This is a genomic window from Caulobacter endophyticus (assembly GCF_003116815.1).
Lineage (GTDB): Bacteria > Pseudomonadota > Alphaproteobacteria > Caulobacterales > Caulobacteraceae > Caulobacter > Caulobacter endophyticus.
In genome coordinates this window covers 115,595-140,127 of the sequence record NZ_QDKQ01000023.1, presented here as the reverse complement: position 1 = coordinate 140,127, position 24,533 = coordinate 115,595, and the positions used below count along the sequence as shown (strand labels likewise).

Sequence of the window (24,533 nt, the reverse complement as noted above, 5' to 3'; positions counted from 1 at the left end):
GGGCGTCGGGGGCCAGGCCATTCGCCGCAAAGGGCGCATGGAATACTTGACCGCCGCGCTTGGTCTTCCTAAATCCGCATCGCGCGAAGCGCCCTTGCCGGGCGCGGCGCGAAGTCGCGGCTTGTAGCATACGCAAATGCGGTTGCGCGGGGAATCTGCAAGGGAGAGCGCGGGATGCGCCTGAGCACGAAGGGACGTTACGCCGTGATGGCCATGACCGACCTCGCCCGCAAGCAGGGCGAGGCGGAGGGCCGCGCGGTGGCCCTGGCCGAGATCGCCGCCCGCCAGCAGATCTCGCTTTCCTATCTCGAACAGCTTTTCGCCCGCCTGCGCCGAAAAGGCCTGGTGGTCAGCGCCCGCGGACCCGGCGGCGGCTATCGCCTGGCCGCCGAGGCTCGCGCCACCCGCATCTCCGACATCGTCATGGCCGTGGACGAACCCCTGCGCGCCACGCGCTGCGGCGTCGGCAAGAGCGGTCACAAAGGCTGCATGGCCGGCGGGGCCAAGTGCCTGACCCACGACCTGTGGGAGGAAATGGGCCGTCAGATCCATTCGTACCTGGCCTCGGTGACCATCGCCGACGTGCTGGAAGGGCGCCTGCGTCCGGAGGCGAAGGCCGCGGCGTGACCAGCAAGCCCGCCATCTATCTGGACTACAACGCCACCGCCCCGATCCGTCCCGAGGCGCGTGAAGCCGTGCTGCGCGCCTTCGAGCAGGCCGGCAATCCCAGCTCGGTGCACGCGGCCGGCCGCGCCGCCCGTGACGTGGTCGAGACCGCCCGCAGGCAGGTGGGCGAGCTGGTCGGGGTGGTCGCCGGTTCGGTCACCTTCGTCAGCGGCGGCACCGAGGCCAACGCGCTCGCCATCGAGAGCGCGGTTGCTTCCGGCGTAAAGCGCCTGGTGGTCAGCGCCATCGAGCATGACGCCGTGGCCGAGACCGCCGCCGCCGCCAGCGGTCTGCCCGTCGCCGTGCTGCCGGTCGACACGCAGGGCGTGGCCGACCTTTCCAGTCTTCCCGAGATGCTGGCGGGCGAGGACCGGACGCTGGTCTGCCTGATGCTGGCCAACAACGAGACGGGCGTCATCCAGCCGGTGGCGGAGGCTTCGGCGATCGTGCGCGCGGCCGACGGCCTGCTGCATGTCGACGCCGTGCAGGCGGCCGGCAAGATCGCCATCGATTTCTCGGCCCTCGGCGCCGACACCCTGGCGCTGTCTGCCCACAAGATCGGCGGGCCGCAGGGCGTCGGCGCTCTGGTGGCCGGCACGCGTGCCAATGTGGTGCGTCGCCAGCACGGCGGCGGCCAGGAGCGTGGCCGCCGTGCGGGCACCGAGAACGTCGCCGGGATTTCCGGCTTCGGCGCGGCGGCTGCGGCGGCCCTGCGGGACTTGCCCCAGGCGGCCGATCAGGGCATTTGGCGCGACGCCTTGGCCCAGCGGGTCAGGGACGCTGGCGGCGTGGTGCTCGGGGAGGGCGCTGGTCGCCTGCCTCAAACCCTTTGTCTGGCCGCCGAGGGCTTCGCCTCGCAGGTCCAGGTCATGAACCTGGATCTCGCCGGGGTGATGGTCAGCGCCGGCAGCGCCTGCTCGTCGGGCAAGGTCAAGGCCAGTCGCGTGGTCGAGGCCATGGGCCGTTCCGATCTCGCCCCGTTCGCGCTGCGCGTCAGCGGCGGTTGGGCGAGCACGGAAGCGGATTGGATTGTGTGCGGCGACGCCTGGCTCGCCGCCTGGAAGCGTATCGGCGCACGACGCCGGGAGGTGGCTTGATGGCCGCGGTCAAGGAAACGATCGACACCGTCGCAGCGCTCGAGAAATACGAGCACGGCTTTACGACCGATATCGACCAGGAGTTCGCCCCCAAGGGCCTCTCCGAGGACATCGTGCGCTTCATCTCGGCCAAGAAGGACGAGCCGGAGTGGATGCTGGAATGGCGTCTGGAGGCCTATCGCCGCTGGCTCGAGCTTGAAGAGCCGGACTGGGCCAAGGTCAGCTATCCCAAGATCGACTACCAGGACACCTACTACTACGCCGCGCCGAAGACCAAGGAAGGGCCCAAAAGCCTGGACGAGGTCGATCCCGAGCTGCTGGCCGTCTACGAGAAGCTGGGCATTCCGCTGAAGGAGCAGGCCGTGCTGGCCGGCGTCGAGGGCGCGCCGCGCTATGCGGTGGACGCGGTGTTCGACTCTGTGTCGGTCGTCACGACCTTCAAGAAGGAGCTGGCCCAGGCCGGCGTCATCTTCTGCTCTATGAGCGAGGCGATCCGCGAGCACCCGGAACTGGTCAGGCAGTACCTGGGCAGCGTCGTGCCGACCTCGGACAACTATTTCGCCTGCCTCAACAGCGCGGTGTTCTCGGACGGCTCGTTCGTCTACGTGCCGCCGGGCGTGCGCTGCCCCATGGAGCTGTCGACCTACTTCCGGATCAACGCCAAGGATTCCGGTCAGTTCGAGCGCACCCTGATCATCGCCGACAAGGGCGCCTACGTCTCGTACCTGGAAGGCTGCACGGCCCCGATGCGCGACGAAAACCAGCTGCACGCCGCCGTGGTCGAGCTCGTCCTGCTGGACGACGCCGAGATCAAGTACTCGACCGTCCAGAACTGGTATCCGGGCGATCCGGAGACCGGCAAGGGCGGCATCTACAACTTCGTCACCAAGCGCGCCGACTGCCGCGGCGATCGCAGCAAGGTGTCGTGGACTCAGGTGGAGACCGGCTCGGCCATCACCTGGAAGTATCCGTCCTGCGTTTTGCGTGGGGAAGGGTCCTCCGGAGAGTTCTACTCGATCGCCGTGACCAACGGCCATCAGCAGGCCGACACCGGCACCAAGATGATCCACCTGGGCGCCAATACGAAGTCGCGGATCGTCGCCAAGGGAATCAGCGCCGGCAAATCGACCAGCACCTATCGCGGCCTGGTTTCGGCCCACCCCAAGGCCAAGGGCGCGCGCAACTTCACCCAGTGCGACAGCTTGCTCATCGGCAAGACCTGCGCGGCCCACACCGTGCCGTACATCGAGGCCCGCAACGGCCAGTCGGTGTTCGAGCACGAGGCGACCACCACCCGCCTGTCGGACGACCAGCTCTTCTACTGCCAGCAGCGCGGGCTTAGCCAGGAAGAGGCCGTGGCCCTGCTGGTCAACGGCTTCGTCCGCGACGTGCTGCAACAACTGCCCATGGAGTTCGCCGTCGAGGCCCAGAAGCTCGTGGCGATTTCTCTCGAAGGATCCGTCGGTTAAATGCTTTCGATCAACAACCTCCACGCCCGCGTCGAAGACAAGCCGATCCTGAAGGGCGTCACGCTCGAGGTGCCAGCGGGCGAGGTGCATGCCATCATGGGTCCGAACGGCGCCGGCAAGTCGACGCTGTCCTACGTGCTGAGCGGCCGCGGCGGCTATGACGTGACCGAAGGCTCGGCGAGCCTCAACGGCGAGGACCTGCTGGAGCTGGAGCCCAACGAGCGGGCCGCCAAGGGCGTATTCCTGTCGTTCCAGTATCCGCTGGAGATCCCCGGCGTGCCGGCCCTGACCTTCATCCGCACCGCCGTGAACGCCCAGCGCCGCGCCCGCGGCGAGGACGAGATCGCCGCTCCGGCCTTCCTGAAGCTGGCCAAGGAAAAGGCCGCCTCTTTGAAGATCGACTTCGAGATGCTTAAGCGCGGCCTGAACGTTGGCTTCTCGGGCGGCGAGAAGAAGCGGATGGAAATCTTCCAGATGGCGATGCTGTCGCCGAAGTTCCTGATCCTTGACGAGACGGACTCGGGCCTCGACATCGACGCCCTCAAGATCGTCTCCGAAGGCGTAAACGCTTTGCGCTCGCCCGAGCGCGGCATGCTGGTGATCACGCACTACCAGCGCCTGCTCGACTACATCAAACCCGACCGCGTGCACGTGCTGGCCGCCGGCCGCATCGTCGCCTCGGGCGGTCCGGAGCTGGCCCTGCAGCTGGAAGCCGAGGGCTACGACAAGTACGTCGGGGCCGCCGCCTGATGAGCCTGGCCACCGCTCTCAAGACCGGCGATGTCACCGCGCTGCCGTCGCGCCGCGACGAGGACTGGCGCTGGACCGACCTGCGCGGCCTGATCCGCGCTCTGCCTGAGCCTGCGCCCAAGTTCGACGGCGAGGTTCCGGCCGGTCCGTTCGCGAACCTGACCGACGGCGAGATCCTGTTCGTAAACGGCCGCCATGTGGCCACCAGCGGGCAGGGCCAGGTCATGGGCCTGCGCTTCGTCGCGGCGACCGACAAGGCTTCGCAGGGCGCGTCCTACGCCCTGGTGGTCGAGCCGGGCGCCAGCCTGATCCTGCTGGAAAGCCACGAGGGTCGCGCGGGGGCCTATGTCACCGACGTCGCGCTCGACATCGCGGTGGGCGAGGGCGCGAGCCTGACCCGCATCGTGCTGGTCGAGGACGACGCCGAGGCCGTCAACGTGGTCACCGCCCGTGTCGACCTCGCCGCTGGCGCGATCTTCAACCAGACCGTCCTGACCGGCGGCGCGCGTCGCCAGCGGATCGAGACCCAGGTCGCCCACCCCGGCGCCCACGCCAATGTGCGTCTCGACGGGATCTATCTGCTCAGCGCCCAGCGCCACGCCGACCAGACCACCGTGGTCACCCACGGCGGGGTCGACGGCGTCACCAGCCAGCTGACCAAGGGCATGGTCGCGGACCAGGCCCGCGGCGTGTTCCAGGGCCGCATCATCGTCGCCGAAGGCGCCGACCAGACCGACGCGCGCATGGGCCACCATGCCCTGATCCTGTCGGACAAGGCCGAGATCGACGCCAAGCCGGAACTCTTGATCTTCGCCGACGACGTCTCCTGCGCCCATGGCAACACCATCGGCGCGCTAGACGAGGAGGCCGTGTTCTACGCCCGCCAGCGCGGCATTCCCGAACTGGAGGCTCGCTCCATGCTGACGGAGGCCTTCGTCGGCGAGGTGGTCGAGCGCATCGAGCACGACGGCGCCCGCGAAATCGCCGCCGCCTGGGTCGCCAGGCAGCTGGGACGCGGCGAATGAGCCTGATGTTCGACCTCGACGCGATCCGCGCCCAGTTCCCGATCCTGTCGCGGACGGTGCATGGCAAGCCGCTGATCTATCTGGACAGCGCCGCCAGCGCCCAGAAGCCCGACGTGGTGCTGGACGCCATGACCGGCCTGGCGCGGACCAGCTACGCCAACGTCCACCGCGGCCTGCACACGCTCGCCAACGAAACGACAGAAGCCTATGAAAAGGCTCGCGAAACCATCGCGCGTTTCATCAGCGCCGACGTCAATGAGATCGTCTACACCAAGAGCGCCACCGAGGCGGTGAACCTGGTGGCCGACACCTTCGGGCGTAGCCTGAAGGCCGGCGACGAGATCGTGCTGTCGGAGATGGAGCACCACGCCAACATCGTGCCCTGGCACTTCCTGCGCGAGCGCTACGGCGTCGTCCTGAAGTTCATTCCGGTGCTCGACGACGGCCGGCTCGACATGGAGGCCTATGCGGGCCTGCTGTCGGAAAAGACCAGGATGGTCGCCGTCACCCACATGTCGAACGTGCTGGGCACGGTCAACGACGTGGCCACGATCATCCGCCTGGCCCACGACGCCGGCGCGCCGGTGCTGCTCGACGGCTGCCAGGGCGTCGTTCACACCAAGGTCGACGTGAAGGCGCTGGGCGTCGATTTCTACGTCTTCAGCGGTCACAAGCTCTACGGCCCGACCGGCATCGGCGTGCTGTACGGCAAGGCCGAGCGCCTGGCGGCCCTGCCGCCGTACCAGGGCGGCGGCGAGATGATCGGCTCGGTCTCTCTGGACAAGATCACCTACGCCGATCCGCCGCACCGCTTCGAGGCCGGCACGCCAGCGATCCTGGAGGCCGTCGGCCTGGGCGCGGCCATCGAATGGCTGAACACCATCGACCGCGACGCCGCCCTGGCCCATGAGCATGCCCTCTACGAGCGGGTCGCGGCCCGGCTGGAAGGCGTCAACGGCGTGCGGATCCTGGGCACGGCCCCGGGCAAGGGCGCGGTGATGAGCTTCGTCGTCGAGGGCGCCCACGCCCACGACGTGGCCCAGGTGCTGGACCGCTACGGCGTGGCCGTGCGCGCCGGCACGCACTGCGCCGAGCCCCTGATGAAAAGGTTCGGGGTGACGTCGAGCGCTCGCGCTTCCTTCGCCCTATATAATACGCCTGCCGAGGCCGACGCGTTCGTGGACGCGCTGGACAAGGCCCGCAGCTTCTTCAGTTGAGCCGATGACCGACCAAGCCCCCGCCGCGACGGCCCTGTCCCAGGACGAGCTGAACCGCCTGACCGACCAGCTGATCGAGAAGCTGAAGACGGTGTACGACCCTGAAATCCCGGTCGACATCTATGAGCTCGGCCTGATCTACAAGGTCGACGTCAGCGACGAGAAGGACGTGGCCATCGACATGACCCTGACCGCGCCGGGTTGCCCGGTGGCCGGCGACATGCCGGGCTGGGTCAAGGATGCGGTCATGGAGATCGAGGGCATCCGGTCGTGCAATGTCGACCTGACCTTCGACCCGCCGTGGGACTCCTCGCGCATGAGCGACGAGGCCAAGCTGCAGCTGAACATGTTCTAAGGCAGGAGCCCGCCATGGAAGCCGCCGTCAGCCCCCGTCCGCGCCGCCCGCGTCCCAAGGTCGTCACCCTGACCGACGCCGCCGCCGCGCGCGTGAAGGAGATCATGGATCGCGCGGACCAGCCCTATGCGGGCCTGCGCGTGGGCGTGAAGAACGGCGGCTGCGCGGGCCAGGAATACGTCTTCGGATACGCCAAGGAAAAGGGCCCCATCGACGAGGTCGTCGAGGACAAGGGCGTCACCATCCTGATCGAGCCGAAGGCCGTGCTGTTCCTGATCGGCACCGAAATCGACTACGAGATCACCAAGCTGTCGTCGAAGTTCGTGTTCCATAACCCGAATGAAACCGACGCCTGCGGCTGCGGCGAGAGCGTGACCATCCAGCCGGCCCCCGAGGCTCTGGACGATTAGGATCTGGAGCGCGCCAGTACGCGCTCCAGCCGCCTCACCTGACTACTTCCTTTCGGCAGCCTTGGCTGCGTCCCACAGGGCGTCCATCTCGGCCAGGTCGGACTGGTCGGGCGTGCGGCCGTCCTTGGCCAGCTCGGCCTCGATGAAGGCGAAGCGGCGGGCGAACTTGGCGTTGGTGGCGCGCAGGGCGTCCTCGGGCTCGACGTCGAGCTTGCGGGCCAGGTTGGCGCAGACGAAAAGGATGTCGCCCAGCTCCTCGCGGGCCTTGGCCTGGTCGCCGGCGTCGATCTCGACCTGCAGCTCGGCCACTTCTTCGGCCAGCTTGGCCAGGACCTCATCGGTCGAGGGCCAGTCGAAGCCGACGCGCGCGGCCCGCTTGGTCAGCTTCACGGCGCGGGTCAGGGCGGGCAGGCCCGCCGGCACGTCGTCCAGCACGCCGCCCTTCTTCTTGGCCTTGCGCTCCTGGGCCTTCAGCTCTTCCCAGCCGGCCTTCTGGTCGGCCAGATCGTCATAGGCGTGGTCGCCGAAGACGTGCGGATGCCGGCGGATCATCTTGTCGGAGATCGACTGGGCCACGTCGGCCAGGCTGAACGCGCCTTGCTCCTGCGCCATCCGCGAATGGAACACGACCTGCAGCAGCAGGTCGCCCAACTCCTCCTTCAGGTCCGAAAGGTCGTTCCGCTCGATGGCGTCGGCGACCTCGTAGGCCTCCTCGATCGTGTAGGGGGCGATCGTGGCGAAGGTCTGCTCGATGTCCCACGGACAGCCGTCCCGCGGATCGCGCAGGCGAGCCATGATCTCGACGAGGGTGAAGAGCGGATGCTCCTCACTGGGCTGCAGAGGGCGCGGGGCTGGGGTCGGGGAGGCGGTCATGCGGGCTCGTCTGGGCGTTGGCTTCGGCCGCGTCGCGCGCGTCCAGTTGGGCGCGGATCTCGGCGTGGCGCTTGGCGTCCAGCGGATAGCGCACGATGATGACCGAGACCAGCACGCCCAGCGCGGCCGGGACCGCCGTGTAGAGCACGATCAGGGCGGTGTCGCCTTGGGCGCTGGGGATCTTCGGGTCGAAGCCCAGCTTTTCCAGCACCAGGAAGACGCCGATGGCCAGGGCGAAGCCCAGCTTCACCGTGCCGTTGACGATGGCGTAGAGCAGGCCGGTGCGGTCGACGCCCGTGTTCAGCCGCTCCTCGTCGCCGATGTCGGCCATCATCGAGCGCACCAGCAGCGGGGCCGCCGAATAGGGCAGGCCGGCCAGCACCAGCACCGCGACGCCATAGGCGTTGACGCCGTTGGGGGTGATCACCGCGGCGACCTGGAACACCGCGTACATGATCCCGGCGATCGCCAGCGAGGTGTGCTTGCCCATGGTCTTGGCGATCCACGGCCACAGCGGCGCGCCGGCCAGGGCGGCGACGAAATAGACCAGCAGCAGGATGCCCGCCTGATCCTTGGGGATGCCCTTGATGCGCTCGAAGAAGAAGAAGAACAGCGCCCCGCCGATGCCGGGCGCCAAGCCCATCAGCAGGTCGGCCGCCAGCAGCTTCTGGACCGTCGGGCTCTTCAGAAGGCCCAGATACTGCTTGAGGCCCGCTTCGTGGCGCTGGGCCGGCGCGGCCGGCTCGCCCACGACGACGCCGGCCAGCAGGGCGGTCAGCGGCATCAGCACGATGATGAACCAGCCCATGGCCTGCACGCCGGCGGCGTGGTCGCCCTTGAAGGCGAAGGCCACCAAAGGCGGCAGCAGCAGCACCAGGATCATGCCGACCACGTTGCCGGCGCTCCAGAAGCCGTAGATGCGCGATCTCTGCTGGTAGTCGGGCGACAGCACCGCTCCCCAGGCCGTCTGGGCCAGCACCGCCATCGAGAAGCCGATGTAGACGACGATCAGCCATGCCCACAGGAACACCGGGCCGATGCCGGGCTTGGCCATGAACAGCGCGTAGGACGCGGCCATCAGCAGCGGCACGCTGGCGGCCAGCCATGGGCGGAAACGGCCCCACTTGCTGCGGGTGCGGTCCATCAGGCCGCCCAGGATCGGGTCCAGGATGATGTCGGCCAGCCGCACCAGCAGGAAGGCCATGCCGACCACCGACAGCGAGAGGCCAAGCTCGCTGACATAGTATTCGGGCAGATAGACCACGAGCGGCAGGCCAAGCCCGGCCAGCGGCAGGGTCGGCGAGGCGTAGGCCGCCAGGACGGCGTTGGATCGTCGCGGCTCGGCGGCCATGTTCCACTCCCCGAGGAGCGTCTGCCGCTCCTTTTACTGAACGGCGATCAGACGCTGCGTCGAGGGTTCTGGCAAGCGACCGCCGTTCAGTCCTTGACGAACTGGCCGTCCTTGATGCGGCGGGCCAGTTGGTCGAAGGCGAGGCTGGCGTCGCTCCAGGTGGCCGCGTACTGGGCCTGCCAGACGTCGGTCTCGTACCAGCGATAGCGGATCGGCGTGCTGGCGCCGTCGGCCGACACGTACTCGCCCGAGATCCGCGCCCCGCCGTTGCCGAAGCTTTCCATCGACAGGCCGGGCTTGCTGGTCAGCTGCAGGGGCGTGGGGCGGTTGGGCACGGCGTCGTCGATCACCAGCCGCAGGCGGCCGCCCGAGGCGGTCAATCCGCCGGATCGCTTCAGCCGACGTTCGACGGTCCGCTTGAGGTCGCGCGCCAGGTAGTCGAACTCGCGCTGGCCCAGCTTGTCGACCTTGGCGGCGAGGTCGGGGCCGATGATCACCTCGACCTGCGAGACGGCGGGCGTGTCGGCCTGGGCGGCGCTCGCCGGCAGGAGGGAGGCCGCGGCGGCGGCGAAGAAGGCGAAACGCAGCAGGGCCAGCGCTCCTGATTGAACTGTTCGCTCTAGTTTGGACCCGTACCGGCCGTTGCGCCAGTCTTGCGATGCGAAAGCGCGAAGATCAGCCAGGCCAGCAGGGCCGAGGCCACAGAACCGGCCAGTACGCCGATCTTGGTCTCCTCGCGCAGCAGGGCGTCCTGGAAGGCCAGGTTGTTGATGAACAGGCTCATGGTGAAGCCGACCCCGCACAGCACGGCCACGCCATAGACCTGAGTCCAGGTCACGCCGGTCGGCCGGCGCGCCAGGCCAAGGGCGATGGCGCCGGCGCTGAACGTCATCACGCCGGCCTGCTTGCCGAGAAAGAGGCCCAGTGCGGCGCCCAGCGTGGCGGGCGCCGTCAGGGCCGAGGCGTCGAGCCCGCCCAGGGCCACGCCGGCGTTGGCGAAGCCGAACACCGGCACGATCAGATAGGCCACCCACGGGTTGAGGCCGTGCTCCAGCCGGTGTAGCGGCGAATGCCCGCCGCGCGAGGCGTCGAGCGGAATGGTCATGGCCAGCAGCACCCCGGCCAGGGTGGCGTGGACGCCCGACTTCAGGAACAGGAACCACAGCACGGCTCCCAGCAGCAGGTAAGGCCATAGCGTGGCGACCTTCAGCCTGTTCAGCGCGACCAGCACCGCCAGGACGCCGGCCGCGCCGCCCAGCGCCCACAGGGTCAGGTGGTCGGTGTAGAAGAAGGCGATGATCAGGATGGCGCCCAAGTCGTCGATGATCGCCAGGGCGGCCAGGAAGATCTTCAGAGCGCCCGGCACGCGCGGTCCCAGAAGCGACAGCACTCCCAGGGCGAAGGCGATGTCGGTGGCGGCCGGGATGGCCCAGCCGGCGCGGACGTCCGGCGCGTCGCGGGCCATGACGAGATAGACCAGCGCCGGCGCGATCATGCCGCCAAGCGCGGCGAAGCCGGGCAGGGCGCGGCGCGGCCAGGTCGACAGCTCGCCGCCCACGACCTCGCGCTTGATCTCCAGGCCGACGAGCAGGAAGAACACCGCCATCAGGCCGTCATTGACCCAGTGCTCGACCGACAATGGGCCGAGATAGGCGTGCAGGGCGTGGAAATAGCCGGACGCCAGCGGCGAGTTGGCCACCAGCAAGGCCGCGGCCGCCGCGATCATCAACAGCACGCCGCCGGCGGACTCGCTGCGCAGGAAATCGCTCAGGGCGGATACGGCGCGCGCCGGCATGGAGGCTCCTGGTCGGGATTCGTCAGGCGGCGATTTTGGCCGCTGGCGAAGCCTTGGGCCAGGAAAACCGGATCAGGGCAGTCCGGCGATGCGGGCGATGGCGGCGATATCCAGCGAGCGCTCCAGGATTTCGGCGATCTCGTCCAGCGCCGCGTCCACCCGCGCCGATTGGTCCTGGCCGTCGCTCGCCACGCCAAGCGGAGCGAGGAGGGCGGCTCGCGCCGAGGCCTTGTCGAACAAGCCATGGACATAAGCCCCGGCGATCCGGCCGTCGGCCGAAACCGCGCCGTCCGGGCCATGGCCGTCGATAGTCAGCAGCGGCCGACCGGTTCCGGGCCCGCTCGTGCGACCGACATGGATCTCGTAGCCCTCGAAGGCCGCGCCGCTCGCCAGGCGCCCCGTCACCGGCCGCACCGTCTTGTCGCCGGCCAGCACGGTCTCGACGTCCAGCAGGCCAAGGCCCGGCGCCGAGCCCGGCGTACCCTCGACCCCTTCAGGATCACTCACCGTGCGGCCCATCATCTGGTAGCCGCCGCAGACGCCCAGCACTCGGCCGCCTCGGCGGGCATGCGCCAGAATGTCGACGTCCCAGCCCTGAGTGCGCAGGAAGGCCAGGTCCGCCAGGGTCGCCTTGGTCCCGGGCAGGATCACCAGGTCCGTATCGGTGGGCAGCACGCCGCCGGGCGGCAGGAATTCGAGATCGACCGCCGGATCGGCCCGCAGGGGATCGAAGTCGTCGAAATTGGCGATCCGCGAAAGCATCGGCACGACCACCCTGGCCCGCCGGCCTTGCGAGGCCGCGAGCGGCCGCTCCAGCACCACGGCGTCCTCGGCCGGCAGGAAGCGCACCGGCGGCAGCCATGGAACCATGCCCAGGTCGCTCCAGCCGGTTCGGTGGAAGATATCCGTGCGCCCATTGTCGAACAGCGCCGGATCGCCCCGGAACTTGTTGATGATGAAGCCCTTGATCCGCGCCCTGTCGGCCTCGTCCAGGACGAGGTGCGCCCCGGCCAGGGCGGCGATCACATGGCCCCGGTCGATGTCGCCCACCAGGGTCACCGGAACGTCGGCGGCGTGGGCGAAGCCCATGTTGGCGATGTCGCCAGCGCGCAGATTGGTCTCGGCGGGGCTGCCCGCGCCTTCGACCAGAACCAGATCGGCCTCGGCGGCGAGCTGGCGATAGCTGTCCAGCGTGGTGGCCAGCAGGTCCGGCTTCAGTCCCTGGAACGCGCGGGCCTTGTAATTGCCGACCACCCGGCCCTGGACCACCACCTGGGCGCCGACGTCGCTCTGCGGCTTCAGCAGCACCGGGTTCATATGGACGCTGGCAGGCGTGCGGCAGGCGACCGCCTGCAGCGCCTGGGCCCGGCCGATCTCGCCGCCGTCGGCGGTGACGGCGGCGTTATTGGACATGTTCTGCGGCTTGAACGGCCGCACGACCAGGCCTTGATTGGAAAACAGCCGGCATAGCCCCGCGACAAGGGTCGATTTGCCGACGTCGGAGCCGCAGCCCTGGATCATCAAGGAAGCCATGCCCCCGCGCCTAAAGGCGTCAGCAGGTTCGGTCAATCGACGCCGCGACGCTGGCGCGCGGGCTCGGCGCGCTCTATATCGGCGGCCGCATGACCATCGATCACGACGCCCGCCTCCGGCGGCTGAAGTTTCGGGCCTGGCACCGCGGCTTTCGTGAAGCGGACCTCATTCTGGGGCCGTTCGCGGAAACGCATGGGCCGAGCCTGACCCCCGACCAGCTCGACGTGCTGGAAACCCTGCTCGAACAGTCCGATCGCGAGATCTACGCCTGGATCGTGGGCCAGGAGGCCACGCCCGAGGCGTTCGAAACCGAGATCATGGCGATGATCCGCAAGTTCCGCTTCGAGGCCCACGCCTCGCGGCCGCCCGGCGACGGCGCGTAAGGTCTTCGTCGGCGCCTGAACCCTTTGCATTCCGGCGGGTTGTTCCCCGCCAACAGTTGAAGAGCAGCATGGCCTACGACGCCAAACAGATCGCCAAGGCCGCCGGCGGCCTGACCCTGGCCGGCGCGCCCGAGGGCTTCGACGCCCTGGTGATGGCCGACATCGCCCGCGCCCGGGGCGGGCTGACGGCCTTCGTCGCCCGCGACACCGCCCGGGCCAGCGCCTTCGTCGACGCCCTGAAGTTCTTCGCCCCCGAGATCGAGGCGGTGCTTCTGCCCTCGTGGGATTGCCTGCCCTATGACCGCATCGGCCCCTCGGCCGGGGTGGCGGCCACCCGCATGTGCACCCTGCACCGGCTGGCCAATGGCCTGGGGCAGACCAAGCCGGCCATGCTGGTCGTCGCCGCGCCGGCCTTGCTGCAGCGCGTGCCGACCAAGGACGTCCTGCTGCGCGCCAGCTACGGCGCCAAGGTCGGCCAGTCGGTCGATATCAAGGACCTGGAGCGCTATTTCGCCGTCAACGGCTATGTCCGCGCCTCCACCGTCTCCGAGCGCGGCGAGTTCGCCATTCGTGGCGGCGTCATCGACGTCTATCCGCCGGCTTCGGAAGAGCCCGTGCGCCTGGACCTGTTCGGCGACACGCTGGAAAGCATCCGCGCCTTCGATCCGGAGACCCAGCGCTCGACCAAGCAGTTGAAGTCGATCGAACTGCTGCCGGTCAGTGAGGCCCTGCTGGACGCCGACGCGGTCTCCCGCTTCCGTGGCTCCTACGTGCGCCTGTTCGGCGCGCCGGGCGATGATGCGCTGTACGCCGCGGTCAGCGACGGCGGCCGCCGCGCCGGCATGGAGCACTGGCTGCCGCTGTTCTACGAGCGGATGGCGACCATCTTCGACTACCTGTCGCCCGGCGGCCTGGTCGGCGTAGACCACCAGGCCGCGGAGGCCCGCGACGAGCGCCTGGCGATGATCGCCGACGCCTACGACGCCCGCGCCGCCGCCGACCGCAAGTCGGCCTATCGCCCGCTGGAGCCGCACGCCCTCTACCTGACCGCCAAGGAGTGGGACGATGCGGTGTCCGACCGCCCGCACCGCCTGTTCACGCCGTTCCAGCCGCAGGGCCTGGACGTCGTCGATCTTGGGGCCAAGCACGGCCGCACCTTCGCCGCCGAGCGCGCCCAGGACAGCGTCAACCTGTTCGAGGCCACCGCCGACCACGCCAAGAAGCTGGCCGGGGAGGGGAAACGCGTCCTCTTCGCCTCGTGGTCGGAAGGCTCGTCCGAGCGCCTGGGCACGATGCTGGCCGACCACGGCCTGAAGAAGATTCCCTATGCCGGCTACTGGCAGGCGGCCAAGGCCAATGATCCCAAGGTTCCCCAGCGGGTCGTGCTGCCGCTGGACGCCGGCTTCGAGACCGACAGCCTGGCCGTCATCTCAGAGACCGACATCCTGGGCGACCGCCTGGCCCGCCCGCGCAAGAAGCGCCGCGCCGCCAATTTCCTCGCCGAAGCCAGCGCCCTGACGCCCGGTGACCTCGTCGTCCACATCGACCACGGGATCGGCCGCTACGAGGGGCTGAAGACCCTCGACGTGCAGGGGGCGCCGCACGACTGCCTCGACCTGATGTACGGCGGCGAGGCCAAGCTCTACCTGCCGGTCGAGAACATCGACCTGCTCACCCGCTACGGCGCCGACGGCGAGAACGTGCAGCTCGACAAGCTGGGCGGCGCGGCCTGGCAGGGCCGCAAGGCCAAGGCGAAGGAGCGCCTGCGGGTCATGGCCGAGGGCCTGATCCAGATCGCCGCCGCCCGCTCGCTGAAGTCGGTGGAAGAGACCGATCCGCCGTCGGGCGTGTTCGACGAGTTCTGCGCCCGCTTCCCGTACGAAGAGACGGACGACCAGCTCAACGCCATTCACGACGTGCTGGAAGACCTGTCGTCGGGCAAGCCGATGGATCGCCTGATCTGCGGCGACGTCGGCTTCGGCAAGACCGAAGTGGCCCTCCGGGCGGCCTTTGTGGTGGCCATGAGCGGCAAGCAGGTGGCGGTCGTCTGCCCGACCACGCTGCTGGCCCGCCAGCACTACAAGACCTTCAAGGAACGCTTCCAGGGCTGGCCGGTGAAGGTCACCCGCCTGTCGCGCCTGGTCACCGGCAAGGAAGCCGCCGACACCCGCGAGGGCCTGGCCAACGGCCAGCTGGAGATCGTAGTCGGAACCCACGCGGTGCTGTCCAAGCAGGTCGCCTTCAAGGACCTGGGCCTCGTGATCGTCGACGAGGAGCAGCACTTCGGGGTCAAGCACAAGGAAAAGCTGAAAGAGCTTCGCGCCGACGTGCATATGCTGACCCTGACCGCCACGCCCATTCCGCGCACCCTGCAGATGGCGCTGTCGGGCATCCGGGAGATGTCGATCATCGCCACCCCGCCGGTCGATCGCCTGGCGGTGCGCACCTACATCACGCCCTTCGACGCCGTTACCGTGCGCGAGGCCCTGCTGCGCGAGAAGTATCGCGGCGGCCAGGCCTATTACGTCGTGCCGCGCCTGAAGGACCTGGAGGACATCGAGAAATTCCTCCGCACCCAGGTGCCGGAGATCAAGTACGTCGTCGGTCACGGCCAGATGAGCGCCACCCAGCTCGAGGAGGTGATGACCGCCTTCTACGAGGGCCAGTACGACGTGCTTCTGGCGACGACGATCGTCGAGAGCGGGCTTGATATCCCCTCGGCCAACACCCTGGTGGTGCACCGCGCCGACATGTTCGGCCTGGCCCAGCTGTACCAGATCCGGGGACGGGTCGGCCGCTCCAAGGCCCGCGCATACGCCTATCTGACCACGCCCGCCGAAAAACAGATCACCCAGTCGGCCGAAAAGCGCCTGAAGGTGCTGCAGTCGCTCGACAGCCTGGGCGCCGGCTTCCAACTGGCCAGCCACGACCTGGATATCCGCGGCGGCGGCAACCTGCTCGGCGACGAGCAGAGCGGCCACATCAAGGAGATCGGCGTCGAGCTATACCAGCAGATGCTGGAAGACGCCGTGGCGGCCCTGCGCGAGCGCCAGGGCGCCGAGGCCCTGCTGGAGGACCGCGCCTGGTCGCCGCAGATCAACACCGGCGCCGCCGTGATGATCCCCGACGACTACGTGCCCGACCTGAACGTGCGCCTGTCGCTCTATCGCCGCCTGTCGGAAGCCGAGAAGGCCGCTGATCGCGAGGCTCTGGCCGCCGAGATGATCGACCGCTTCGGCCCGCTGCCGCCCGAGACCGACAGCCTGCTCAAGGTCGTCGGCATCAAGGGCATGTGCCGCGAGGCCAATGTCGCCAAGATCGACGTCGGCCCCAAGGGCGCGGTGCTGAGCTTCCGCAACGATGAGTTCGCCAACCCGCTGCCGCTGATGCAGTTCATCGGCAAGAACAGCCTGATCTGGAAGGCTCGCCCCGACCAGAAGGTCGTCGTAAAGGGCGAATGGGACACGCCGGCGCAGCGGCTCGACGCTGCCGAGAAGATCCTGACGCAACTTGTGAAGCTGGCGAAGGGGTAGGGAAGATGCTCCCCCTGAAGGGGGAGCTGTCGCGGAGCGACTGAGGGGGAAGGGACCGCGGTGTCAGCGATTGAACTAACCTGAGTAGTGACTTCCCCCTCCGGCCCTTCGGGCCACCTCCCCCTTCAGGGGGAGGATCTGAGGCGCCAGATTGTCGCAGCTTAACTACGGTTAACAGCTGATTAGGAATCGCCAGCCACAAACGAGGTTAACGGCTCGGGCTGCGGAGATTCTCTTATGAAGGCGTTCGGTCGGCTGACCATCGCGTGGAAGCTGGTGACGGTGGCGGGGCTGGCCATCGGTCTTCTGCTGATCGCCGCCGCCGTGGCGGTGTCGATGCACACCTCCAGCATCGTCGCGGGCCTTACGCACAACTACGCCGACGCCGTGGCCGACGACGCCATCGAGCAGATCCGCACCGAGATCGGCAAGGTCGAGGCCACCTCGCGCGCCACCGCCGGCTCGATCGCCGCGGCGCACATCGCCGGCGTGCGCGATCGCCGCGCCTACATCGAGATGCTGCGCCCGCAGGCTGACGCCACGCCGATCGTCATGGGCGCCTGGTTCATGGCCGCTCCCGATGCGCTGGACGGCAAGGACGCCGAGTTCGTCGGCCAGACCACCATGGGCTCGACCGCCCAGGGCAACTTCACCCCCTACTGGGTGCATAGCGACGGCAAGGTGATCTTCGAGCCCCTGAGCGAAGGCAACGAATACAGCCAGCCCTACTACACGGTCCCGCGCGACACCCGTAAGGCCGCGATCCTCGAGCCCTATCCCTATACCGTGGCCGGCAAGACGCAGCTGATGACCTCGGTCGTCTATCCGGTGCTGACCAACGGCCAGTTCCTCGGCGCCGAGGGCGTCGACCTGTCGCTGGACGGCGTCTCGCAGCGCCTGGAAAAGATGCAGCCCCTGGGCGGTGGCCGCGTGATGCTGCTGTCCTCGACCGGCAAGTGGGTGGCTCACCCGAACGCCGACCTGCGCACCACCGCCTATGCCGACGCGGGCGCCGACAAGGTCAAGGCCGTGCTGAGCGGCGGCGAGCCCGCGATCTTCGAAGGCGTCAAGGTCGGCGACGAGGAGATGGAGCGGATGGTCCGCCCCATCGCCATGCCCGAACTCAACACCACCTGGGCGCTGGTCATGGACGTGCCGCGCTCGGCCATCACCGGCCCGGCCGATCGCCTGGCCATGATCCTGTTCATCGGCGGCATGGCGATCACCGGCGCGGTGCTGCTGGCCCTCTTCCTGGCCAGCGCCAGCCTGGTTCGCCGTCCGCTGTCGGGCCTGACCCAGTCGGTCGACGCGCTGAGCGCCGGCCGCTACGACCAGCCGGTGCCCGGCGTGACCGGCGGCGACGAGATCGGCGCCATCGCCCGCGCCCTCGACGGTTTCCGCCACGACCTGGCCGACGGCCAGCGCCGTCGCGCCGAGCAGGAGGCCGAGCGCGCCGCCGCCGAAGCCGACCGCCAGCGCCACGCCGACGAAGCCGAAGCCTTCGCCAAGGCCCAGGCCGCCGCCGTCGCCACGCTGGGTCAGGGCATGGAGAAGCTGGCCGACGGTGATCTGATCTGGCGCATGCGCGAGGACGGCTTCTCGGGCGAGGCCCGCAAGATGCCGCGCGACTTCAACGCCGCCGTCGAGAGCCTGCAGCAGACCATGGCCGGCATCCTGTCGGCCGCCCAGAGCATCCGCGCCGGCTGCGCCGAGATCAGCCACGCCTCCGACGACCTGGCCCAGCGCACCGAGCGCCAGGCCGCGGGCCTGGAGCAGACCGCCGCCGCCCTCGACCAGATCACCGCCACGGTGAGGAAGAGCTCGGAAGGCGCCGAGCGCGCCCGTCTGCTGACCGAAAGCGCCAAGGCCAACGCCGAGAAGAGCGGCAAGGTCGTGACCGAGGCCGTACAGGCCATGGGCGGCATCGAGAAGTCGTCGCAGTCGATCACCCAGATCATCGGGGTCATCGACGAGATCGCCTTCCAGACCAATCTTCTGGCGCTGAACGCCGGCGTCGAAGCCGCTCGGGCCGGAGACGCGGGCCGGGGCTTCGCCGTCGTCGCCCAGGAAGTGCGGGCGCTGGCCCAGCGCAGCGCCGACGCCGCCAAGGAGATCAAGGGCCTGATCCGCGCCTCCACCGACGAGGTCGGCAAGGGCGTTCGCCTGGTCGGCGAGACCGGCGAAACCCTGCAGCAGATCATGGAGCAGGTTTCCGAGATCAACGCCCTGGTCGGCGAGATCGCGTCCTCGGCCAAGGAGCAGTCGGTCGGCCTCGCCGAGGTCAACACCGCCGTCAACCAGATGGATCAGGTGACCCAGCAGAACGCGGCCATGGTCGAGCAATCGACCGCCGCCGCCCACGCGCTCTCGACCGAGGCGAGCGAGCTGGAGCGCCTGATCGGCCGCTTCCAGGTCGGCGCCGAGATTCGCGAGCTGCATCCCCGCCAGGCGCCGCGCCAGCCCGCCGCCCCGCGTCGCGAGGCCTTCCGCGAGCGCTACGTCCAGGGAAGCAACGCCTTGAAGATCGCTCCGCAGTCGCGTCCGGGCGACTGGGAGGAATTCTAGGCCCGGCTTTGCCTCTCGCATTCGGCCATGGGCGCGCTATATCCGCGCTCATGGCTGAAGCTTTCAACGACAAGACCCTCTCCGCCGACAAGGCCGCCCGATATGCCGAGGTCGCCGAGGAGATCGCCTCCGTCCTCGACGGCGAGGCCAACCTGACCGCCCGCATGGCGACCGTGGCCTCGATGCTGGCCAACAGCTTCGACCACTACTTCTGGACCGGCTTCTACGTCGTCGATCCGGCCAAGGAGCGCGAACTGGTCGTCGGTCCGTACCAGGGCACGCTCGGCTGCCTGCGCATTCCGTTCGGCCGCGGCGTCTGTGGCGCGGCGGCCGCCACCGGCCAGACCCAGCTTGTGCCGGATGTGCACGCCTTCCCGGGCCACATCGCCTGCGACAGCCGCTCTGCCAGCGAGGTGGTGGTGCCGGTGTTCGACGCAGAAGGCCGCCTGCTGGCGGTGTTCGACGTCGATTCCGACCGTCCGGCGGCTTTCGACGAGGTCGATCAAGCCTGGCTGGAACGTATCCTGGGCGCAACTTTCGCCGCCTAGCGGCCCGGTGTCCGCCAGGCTGAACGTGACCTCAGCCTGGCCTCTCGATTGCAGCGAGCATTTCCATCATTCCCTAACCGAGCCGGTTTAGGACAGAGGTGGACATGTTGGACGTCGAGACCCTGCACCCCGCCGAACTGGCCCCCGCGGACATCGCCCTGTGGCAAGCGTTCGCGAAGGCCGATCCGGTCCTGGCCAGCCCGTTGCTGGGTCCGGACTTCGCCCTGGCCGTCGGCAAGGTGCGCGAGGACGCGCGGGTCGCGGTGATTCGTCGCGGCGGCGAGACGATCGGCTTCCTGGCTCACCATCGGCGTCCCGGCGGCGTGGCCCGTCCCATCGGCGCGCCGCTGTCGGACTATCACGGCCTGGTCGCCAAGCCGGGCGTCGTGATCGACGCGGCCCAGGTGCTGCGCGCCGCCGATCTGGCCGTGTTCCGCTACACCGGCCTCGTTGATCCCGCCAACGCCTTCCAGGCTGAGCCGGCCACGCCGGCCTATGTCATCGACACGCAGGGCGACGCAGCGGCCTATCTGGAGGCTGTCCGGGCCGGCAGTCCAAAGAAGATCAAGAACTACCGCCGCCTCGACAACAAGCTCGACCGCGAGATGGGCCAGGTGGTGCTGAAGGCCGGCGACGACAGCCAGGACGCATTCGACCAGTTGATCGCCTGGAAGCGCGAGCAGATCGCGCGCACCGGCGTGCACGACTTCCTGCGTCCGCAATGGACCCGCGATCTGTTCCAGACGCTGTTCGAGCAGCGCGAGGGCGATTTCAGCGGCCTGATGATCAACCTCTATGCTGGCGACCAACTGGTGGCGGGGCACTTCGGCATTCGCCAGGGGCCGATCTACCACCCATGGATCGCCTCGACCAATACGGCCTTCGCGGCCTGGTCACCGGGGCAGATCTTCTTTCTGCGCGCCATCGCCGCCATGCCGGGGCTGGGCCTGACCCGCTACGACCTGGGGCCCGGCGCTGACCACTACAAGCACTCCTATGGCCTGTCCCAGACCCTGATCGCCGATGGGGCGGCCACGGCCGCCAGCATGGCCGGCCGGGTGGCGGGATCGGTCGAGGGCGTCTGGGCCCTGGCCGGGGCCAACGGCGAAGGACCGGTTGCGCGCCTGCGCCGGCGCATGGACATCATCGCCAGCACCGAGCTGACCATGGGCGGCCGGGTGAAGGGCCTGGTCGACGCCGTCGCCGCCCAGGGCAAGCGCCGAAACGCGACGATGGAGGTCTGATGGCCAGCGTGACGATCATGATCCCGACCCAGCGTCGGCTCGGCGGCCTGGCCGTCGCGGCCCGCTCGGTGCTGGCCCAGACCGGGGTGGATCATTCCGAACTGGAACTCGTGATCGTCGACAACGATCAGGTCCCGTCCGCGCGCGATGTGGCCCAGACCCTCGCCGCCGAGGCGCCGTTCCCCGTCCACTACGTCCACGAGCCCCGCGCCGGGGTGGCCAACGCCCGCAACGCCGGCATGGCCAAGGCGTCCGGTGAGTTCGTCGCCTTCCTCGACGACGACGAAGAAGCGCCGACGGGGTGGTTGGCCGCGCTGCTGGCCGCCCAGCAGGCTTACGCCGCCGACGTGGTGTTCGGCCCGGTGCGCGCCCGCGCGCCGGAGGCCGTGACCAGCCATCGCGACTATCTGGAGCGGTTCTTCTCGCGCATCGGCCCCGGGCAGGCCGGGGTGATCGATCACTATTACGGCTGCGGCGACAGCCTGCTGAAGCGCGCGAGCCTGCCCGACCCCGTCGCCCCCTTCGCGGCCGAGCGCAACCATATCGGCGGCGAGGACGACATGCTGTTTGGCCACATGCGGGCCGCCGGCGCGGTCTTCGCCTGGGAGCCGGCGGCCTGGGTCTGGGAGGATCCCGTGCCCGACCGCCTGACCCTCGACTACACGATCCGCCGCGCCTTCGCCTACGGCCAGGGCCCCTCGGCCCACTGCGCCGCCGCCGTACCGCCCGACCGGGTGGGCGTGGCCCGCTGGATGGCCGTCGGCGTCGTCCAGGCCGCCCTGTTCGGGGCCGTGGCCGGCTTCAAGTGGCTGACCCGCGCCGGCGACCGCGCCGAATGGCTGGACCGCGCCGCCCGGGGCCTCGGCAAGACCCTCTGGTGGGGTCCCTTCAAGATCCATTTCTACGGACACTCGGCGTGAGGCTGGCGTCATGACCATCATCCACGACTGGACCCCCGAGAAGGCAAAGGCCTTCGGCAAGGAGAACCTCGTTTTCAAGCACGGGCTGCACGAGCGGCCGATGTTCGACGACGAAGGCCTGGCGCGCCTGCTCGACCGCTATCCGCGCGAGCTCCTGGGCGTCTTCACCATGGGCGAGGATCCCAAGGCCTGGACCACTTGGCGCAAGGGCTCGGCGGGAAACCTGTCGGGCGACCAGTTGCTGGAGGCCGCCAAGGCCGGCCGCATCTGGCTGAACCTGCGCCACACCAACGACCACGTCCCCGAATACGCCGCCCTGTGCGACGAGATCTTCGCCGAGAAGGAGGCGCAGGTTCCGGGCCTGAAGACCTTCAAGCGCGACCTGGGCATGCTGATCAGCAGCGCCAACGCCCAGGTCTTCTACCATCTCGACGTGCCGCTCGTGTCGCTGTGGCAGGTCCGCGGCGTCAAGAAGGTCTGGGTCTATCCGGTGGCCGACCCCTATGTGGGCGACCTGGCGCTGGAGAAGATCGTCCTGCGCGAGACCGCCGAACAGTTCGCCTTCGACCCCGCCTGGGACGCCGGCGCCCAGGCCGTCGAGATGACGCCCGGGACCATGGTCACCTGGAAGCAGAACGCCCCGCACCGGATCGAGAACGGCCCGATGCTGAACGTCTCGATCTCGATCGAATTCATGACCCCGCCGGCCCTGATGCGCGCCAACGTCATCTACGCCAACGGCGTGCTGCGCCGGCGCCTGGGCGCCAATCCCAAGGTGCAGGCTGGCTTCGGCCCGACGGCCCTGGGCAAGCTGGCCGTCGCCCGCGGCGCCAAGGCCCTGAACCTGCAGACCCCGCACGTGCGGCATCTACCGGTGACCTTCGGCCTGGACGCCGGGCGGCCGGGGGTGCTGGTGGAGCAGGCTTAGCGGGGCGACGACCCACGGGAGCGGGAAAAGCGCGTCAACTAACACTCATTCGCCTACCGCGCCGGTATTCGGGGGCAGTGCTGATCATTTCGACGGCAAGTGAAAAATCACCCGCAGCGCTGGCGATGTAGCGCTCGGCGTACGATATTTGAAGCGAGTTTGCGCGAACGACGTTGGCTTCCTTAAGGTCAATAGGCATCCCACTGTCGTAAGCCTCAAGAAGTGGAGTGACGGCTTCCATTGCTTTCTGGAGTACTTCTAAAAGCGCTCGCCCTGCGTCGGAGAGGCCGTTCGGCGACAACATCGCCATCGCATTAATCGCACGTATCCTGGACATCACTTCGTCGCGGTCCGCACGCGCTTTAGCTAAAATGGTTGGGCACCAGAAGTTCAGCTGAAAGCGGTTGGAAATGGGCAGGCCGATTTGAATGCCAACACAAGTAAGGCCAAGATTGCCGAAAAAATCGCTCGGTTCTAGGTTTTCTAAGGTGACAGGATTGTCGCCCAGAATAAATTGCTTTTCGATTGGGGCGCGGAAAAGTACTAGATCTTTTGTAGCGAAATGCCCGGCATATTCCGCCAGCTCAGTGGCAATTGACAATATTCCAAACCGCTTGCCATCGTCAGGCCTAATGTCCGAGGCCGCGTCGGATGTGGTCGCGCCGATCCGCGCGTTCACTGCTTCGGCGGCGGCGACCGCCATGGCGCGAGGTCCGGTACCGCGAATGAACTGAAGTGCTGCGAAGGTGGCTAGAGTTAGGCGATCAGCCTCGCTGAGCTGTGCTAGAGAACCGGTTTCCACGACACGCTCGATCAACGGCGCAGCCTTGGATTCAATCTCACTGATATACGCCTCAATCGACAACAGCCCTCCGGGCGTTTCCAATGCGTTGAAGTCTCCCTCCACCATAACGTCATTAATTGATGCGGCGAACGTGCGGCCGGAGTGTTTGTCAAAGACCTGAGTTTGAAAGCGACCTCGCTTCCGTTCGACGGCGAACCCTTTGAGGATGAAGCGCGGCACATAGTGGTGGCGGCGCGGCTGGGTCGCTGATTTCGTGTCTGGCATAGCTCGAGGCTAACATTGTTAGGGTTGGCGTGCCGCAGCGTCTAGCAATCCATTTGGCTCAAACTCAGCGAAAAGCGCCGCACCAGCCCTGTCTGATAAGTAAGCAAAAACTTCATTGCGATCTGGCGGACGAGCCGCGACCCACACCGCACACCATCCCGCCTTGCCCGCGCGGCCGGTTTGCCCCACAGCTTGGACACGATGAGTCAGGCGGTCACGATCGAACTGGGGGAGGGCGGCGCGCACGACGCCCGCGCCCTGCGCAATGCTTTCGGGTGCTTCACCACGGGGGTCACCGTCGTCACCACGCTGGGCGAGGACGGCCGCCGCGTGGGCCTGACCGCCAACTCGTTCACCTCGGTGTCGCTGGACCCGCCGCTCGCTCTGGTCTGCGTCGACCTGAAGTCGTCGAGCCTGCCGGCGCTGGACGCGGCCGGCCGCTTCGCCGTCAACGTGCTGCACGCCGACCACCAGGCCCTGGCGCGCCAGTTCGTGCAGAAGGGCACCGACCGCTTCGCCGGCGTCGAGACCGAGACCTGGCGCACCGGCGTGCCGATCCTGCCTGGTTGCATGGCCAATTTCGAATGCGAGACCCACCACGTCTTCGACGCCGGCGACCACCGGGTCTATGTCGGGCGGGTGGTCAAGCTGCGCTACGACCCCGACCACGAGCCCCTGGTCTACCTGCAGGGCCGGTTCCGCCGGGTGCACGTCGACGCTGAGTAGGGCGGGGAAGATTTTCCACGATACGCGCCGTTTATCGGATGCTAATGACGCCGAAAAACAGCGTTAGGGAGCGCAT

20 protein-coding genes and 2 pseudogenes are annotated in these 24,533 nt (G+C 68.2%); 16 read left to right on the top strand and 6 right to left on the bottom strand.

All coding sequences use genetic code 11. From position 1 onward, the window contains the following. Positions 1-174 precede the first annotated feature (174 nt). Genes DDF67_RS04775 through DDF67_RS04740 form a run of 8 tightly spaced genes read left to right on the top strand, consistent with a single transcriptional unit; the run spans position 175 to position 6,989 of the window. Positions 175-627 (top strand): Rrf2 family transcriptional regulator, encoded by a 453-nt coding sequence (locus DDF67_RS04775; protein ID WP_109099783.1) that lies wholly within the window; start codon positions 175-177, stop codon positions 625-627. Next, entirely contained in the window at positions 624-1,763 is a 1,140-nt protein-coding gene (locus DDF67_RS04770; protein ID WP_109099782.1) for a cysteine desulfurase family protein, read from the top strand. Before DDF67_RS04775 ends, DDF67_RS04770 begins: the two co-directional genes overlap by 4 nt. Then, complete coding sequence (gene sufB, locus DDF67_RS04765; RefSeq protein ID WP_109099781.1) at positions 1,763-3,232, top strand: Fe-S cluster assembly protein SufB; 1,470 nt, start codon at positions 1,763-1,765, stop codon at positions 3,230-3,232. Before DDF67_RS04770 ends, sufB begins: the two co-directional genes overlap by 1 nt. After that, a complete protein-coding gene (sufC, locus tag DDF67_RS04760) occupies positions 3,233-3,982 on the top strand; it encodes a Fe-S cluster assembly ATPase SufC (RefSeq protein ID WP_109099780.1) in 750 nt (249 codons plus the stop codon). After that, the gene (sufD, locus tag DDF67_RS04755) at positions 3,982-5,007 is read left to right on the top strand and encodes a Fe-S cluster assembly protein SufD (protein WP_109099779.1); all 1,026 of its coding nucleotides are present in this window, start codon (positions 3,982-3,984) and stop codon (positions 5,005-5,007) included. The genes sufC and sufD overlap by 1 nt, the downstream gene beginning before the upstream one ends. Further along, entirely contained in the window at positions 5,004-6,224 is a 1,221-nt protein-coding gene (locus DDF67_RS04750; RefSeq protein ID WP_109099778.1) for an aminotransferase class V-fold PLP-dependent enzyme, read from the top strand. The genes sufD and DDF67_RS04750 overlap by 4 nt, the downstream gene beginning before the upstream one ends. Positions 6,225-6,228: 4 nt before the next feature. Further along, positions 6,229-6,579: an SUF system Fe-S cluster assembly protein gene (locus DDF67_RS04745; protein ID WP_109099777.1), complete on the top strand. Its 351-nt coding sequence runs from the start codon at positions 6,229-6,231 to the stop codon at positions 6,577-6,579. A 14-nt stretch (positions 6,580-6,593) separates the two neighbouring features. Beyond that, the gene (locus tag DDF67_RS04740; RefSeq protein WP_109099776.1) at positions 6,594-6,989 is read left to right on the top strand and encodes a HesB/IscA family protein; all 396 of its coding nucleotides are present in this window, start codon (positions 6,594-6,596) and stop codon (positions 6,987-6,989) included. Between the two features lie 42 nt (positions 6,990-7,031). On the opposite strand, the gene mazG is transcribed toward DDF67_RS04740, so the two are convergent. The 5 genes from mazG to DDF67_RS04715 form a co-directional block, all read right to left on the bottom strand. Beyond that, entirely contained in the window at positions 7,032-7,862 is an 831-nt protein-coding gene (gene mazG, locus DDF67_RS04735; protein ID WP_109099775.1) for a nucleoside triphosphate pyrophosphohydrolase, read from the bottom strand. Then, positions 7,816-9,213 (bottom strand): MFS transporter, encoded by a 1,398-nt coding sequence (locus tag DDF67_RS04730; protein WP_109099774.1) that lies wholly within the window; start codon positions 9,211-9,213, stop codon positions 7,816-7,818. Before DDF67_RS04730 ends, mazG begins: the two co-directional genes overlap by 47 nt. Before the next feature lie 86 nt (positions 9,214-9,299). After that, positions 9,300-9,710 carry a hypothetical protein gene (locus DDF67_RS04725; RefSeq protein WP_233247541.1) on the bottom strand — a complete coding sequence of 137 codons (411 nt, stop codon included), beginning with the start codon at positions 9,708-9,710 and terminating at the stop codon, positions 9,300-9,302. Positions 9,711-9,832: 122 nt separating this feature from the next. Beyond that, positions 9,833-11,008, bottom strand: a complete 1,176-nt coding sequence (gene nhaA, locus DDF67_RS04720; RefSeq protein ID WP_109099773.1) for a Na+/H+ antiporter NhaA — start codon at positions 11,006-11,008, stop codon at positions 9,833-9,835. Positions 11,009-11,080: 72 nt separating this feature from the next. After that, entirely contained in the window at positions 11,081-12,541 is a 1,461-nt protein-coding gene (locus DDF67_RS04715; protein ID WP_109099772.1) for a cobyric acid synthase, read from the bottom strand. Positions 12,542-12,630: 89 nt separating this feature from the next. Between DDF67_RS04715 and DDF67_RS04710 the strand changes: the two genes are divergently transcribed. The 7 genes and pseudogenes from DDF67_RS04710 (at position 12,631) to DDF67_RS04680 (ending at position 22,662) form a co-directional block, all read left to right on the top strand. After that, on the top strand, positions 12,631-12,924 hold the full coding sequence (locus DDF67_RS04710) for an FAD assembly factor SdhE (RefSeq protein ID WP_109099771.1): 294 nt from the start codon (positions 12,631-12,633) through the stop codon (positions 12,922-12,924). A 68-nt stretch (positions 12,925-12,992) separates the two neighbouring features. Further along, on the top strand, positions 12,993-16,457 hold the full coding sequence (gene mfd, locus DDF67_RS04705) for a transcription-repair coupling factor (RefSeq protein ID WP_109099770.1): 3,465 nt from the start codon (positions 12,993-12,995) through the stop codon (positions 16,455-16,457). 237 nt (positions 16,458-16,694) lie between these two features. After that, positions 16,695-19,022: a methyl-accepting chemotaxis protein gene (locus DDF67_RS04700; RefSeq protein ID WP_109099769.1), complete on the top strand. Its 2,328-nt coding sequence runs from the start codon at positions 16,695-16,697 to the stop codon at positions 19,020-19,022. A gap of 50 nt (positions 19,023-19,072) precedes the next feature. Further along, a complete protein-coding gene (locus DDF67_RS04695; protein WP_109099768.1) occupies positions 19,073-19,570 on the top strand; it encodes a GAF domain-containing protein in 498 nt (165 codons plus the stop codon). Positions 19,571-19,674: 104 nt separating this feature from the next. Then, positions 19,675-20,814, top strand: coding sequence for a GNAT family N-acetyltransferase (locus tag DDF67_RS04690; RefSeq protein WP_109099767.1), 1,140 nt, complete (start codon positions 19,675-19,677; stop codon positions 20,812-20,814). Next, a pseudogene (locus DDF67_RS26375) lies at positions 20,814-21,302 on the top strand (glycosyltransferase family 2 protein); the annotation flags it as partial. The gene DDF67_RS04690 and the pseudogene DDF67_RS26375, both read left to right, overlap by 1 nt. A 347-nt stretch (positions 21,303-21,649) precedes the next feature. Then, positions 21,650-22,662, top strand: a pseudogene (locus tag DDF67_RS04680) (hypothetical protein). A gap of 34 nt (positions 22,663-22,696) precedes the next feature. Here the strand turns inward: DDF67_RS04680 and DDF67_RS04675 are convergent. Beyond that, positions 22,697-23,731, bottom strand: a complete 1,035-nt coding sequence (locus DDF67_RS04675) for a DUF4238 domain-containing protein (protein ID WP_109099764.1) — start codon at positions 23,729-23,731, stop codon at positions 22,697-22,699. 201 nt (positions 23,732-23,932) lie between these two features. Between DDF67_RS04675 and DDF67_RS04670 the strand changes: the two genes are divergently transcribed. Then, on the top strand, positions 23,933-24,457 hold the full coding sequence (locus DDF67_RS04670; RefSeq protein ID WP_109099763.1) for a flavin reductase family protein: 525 nt from the start codon (positions 23,933-23,935) through the stop codon (positions 24,455-24,457). Positions 24,458-24,533 lie beyond the last annotated feature (76 nt).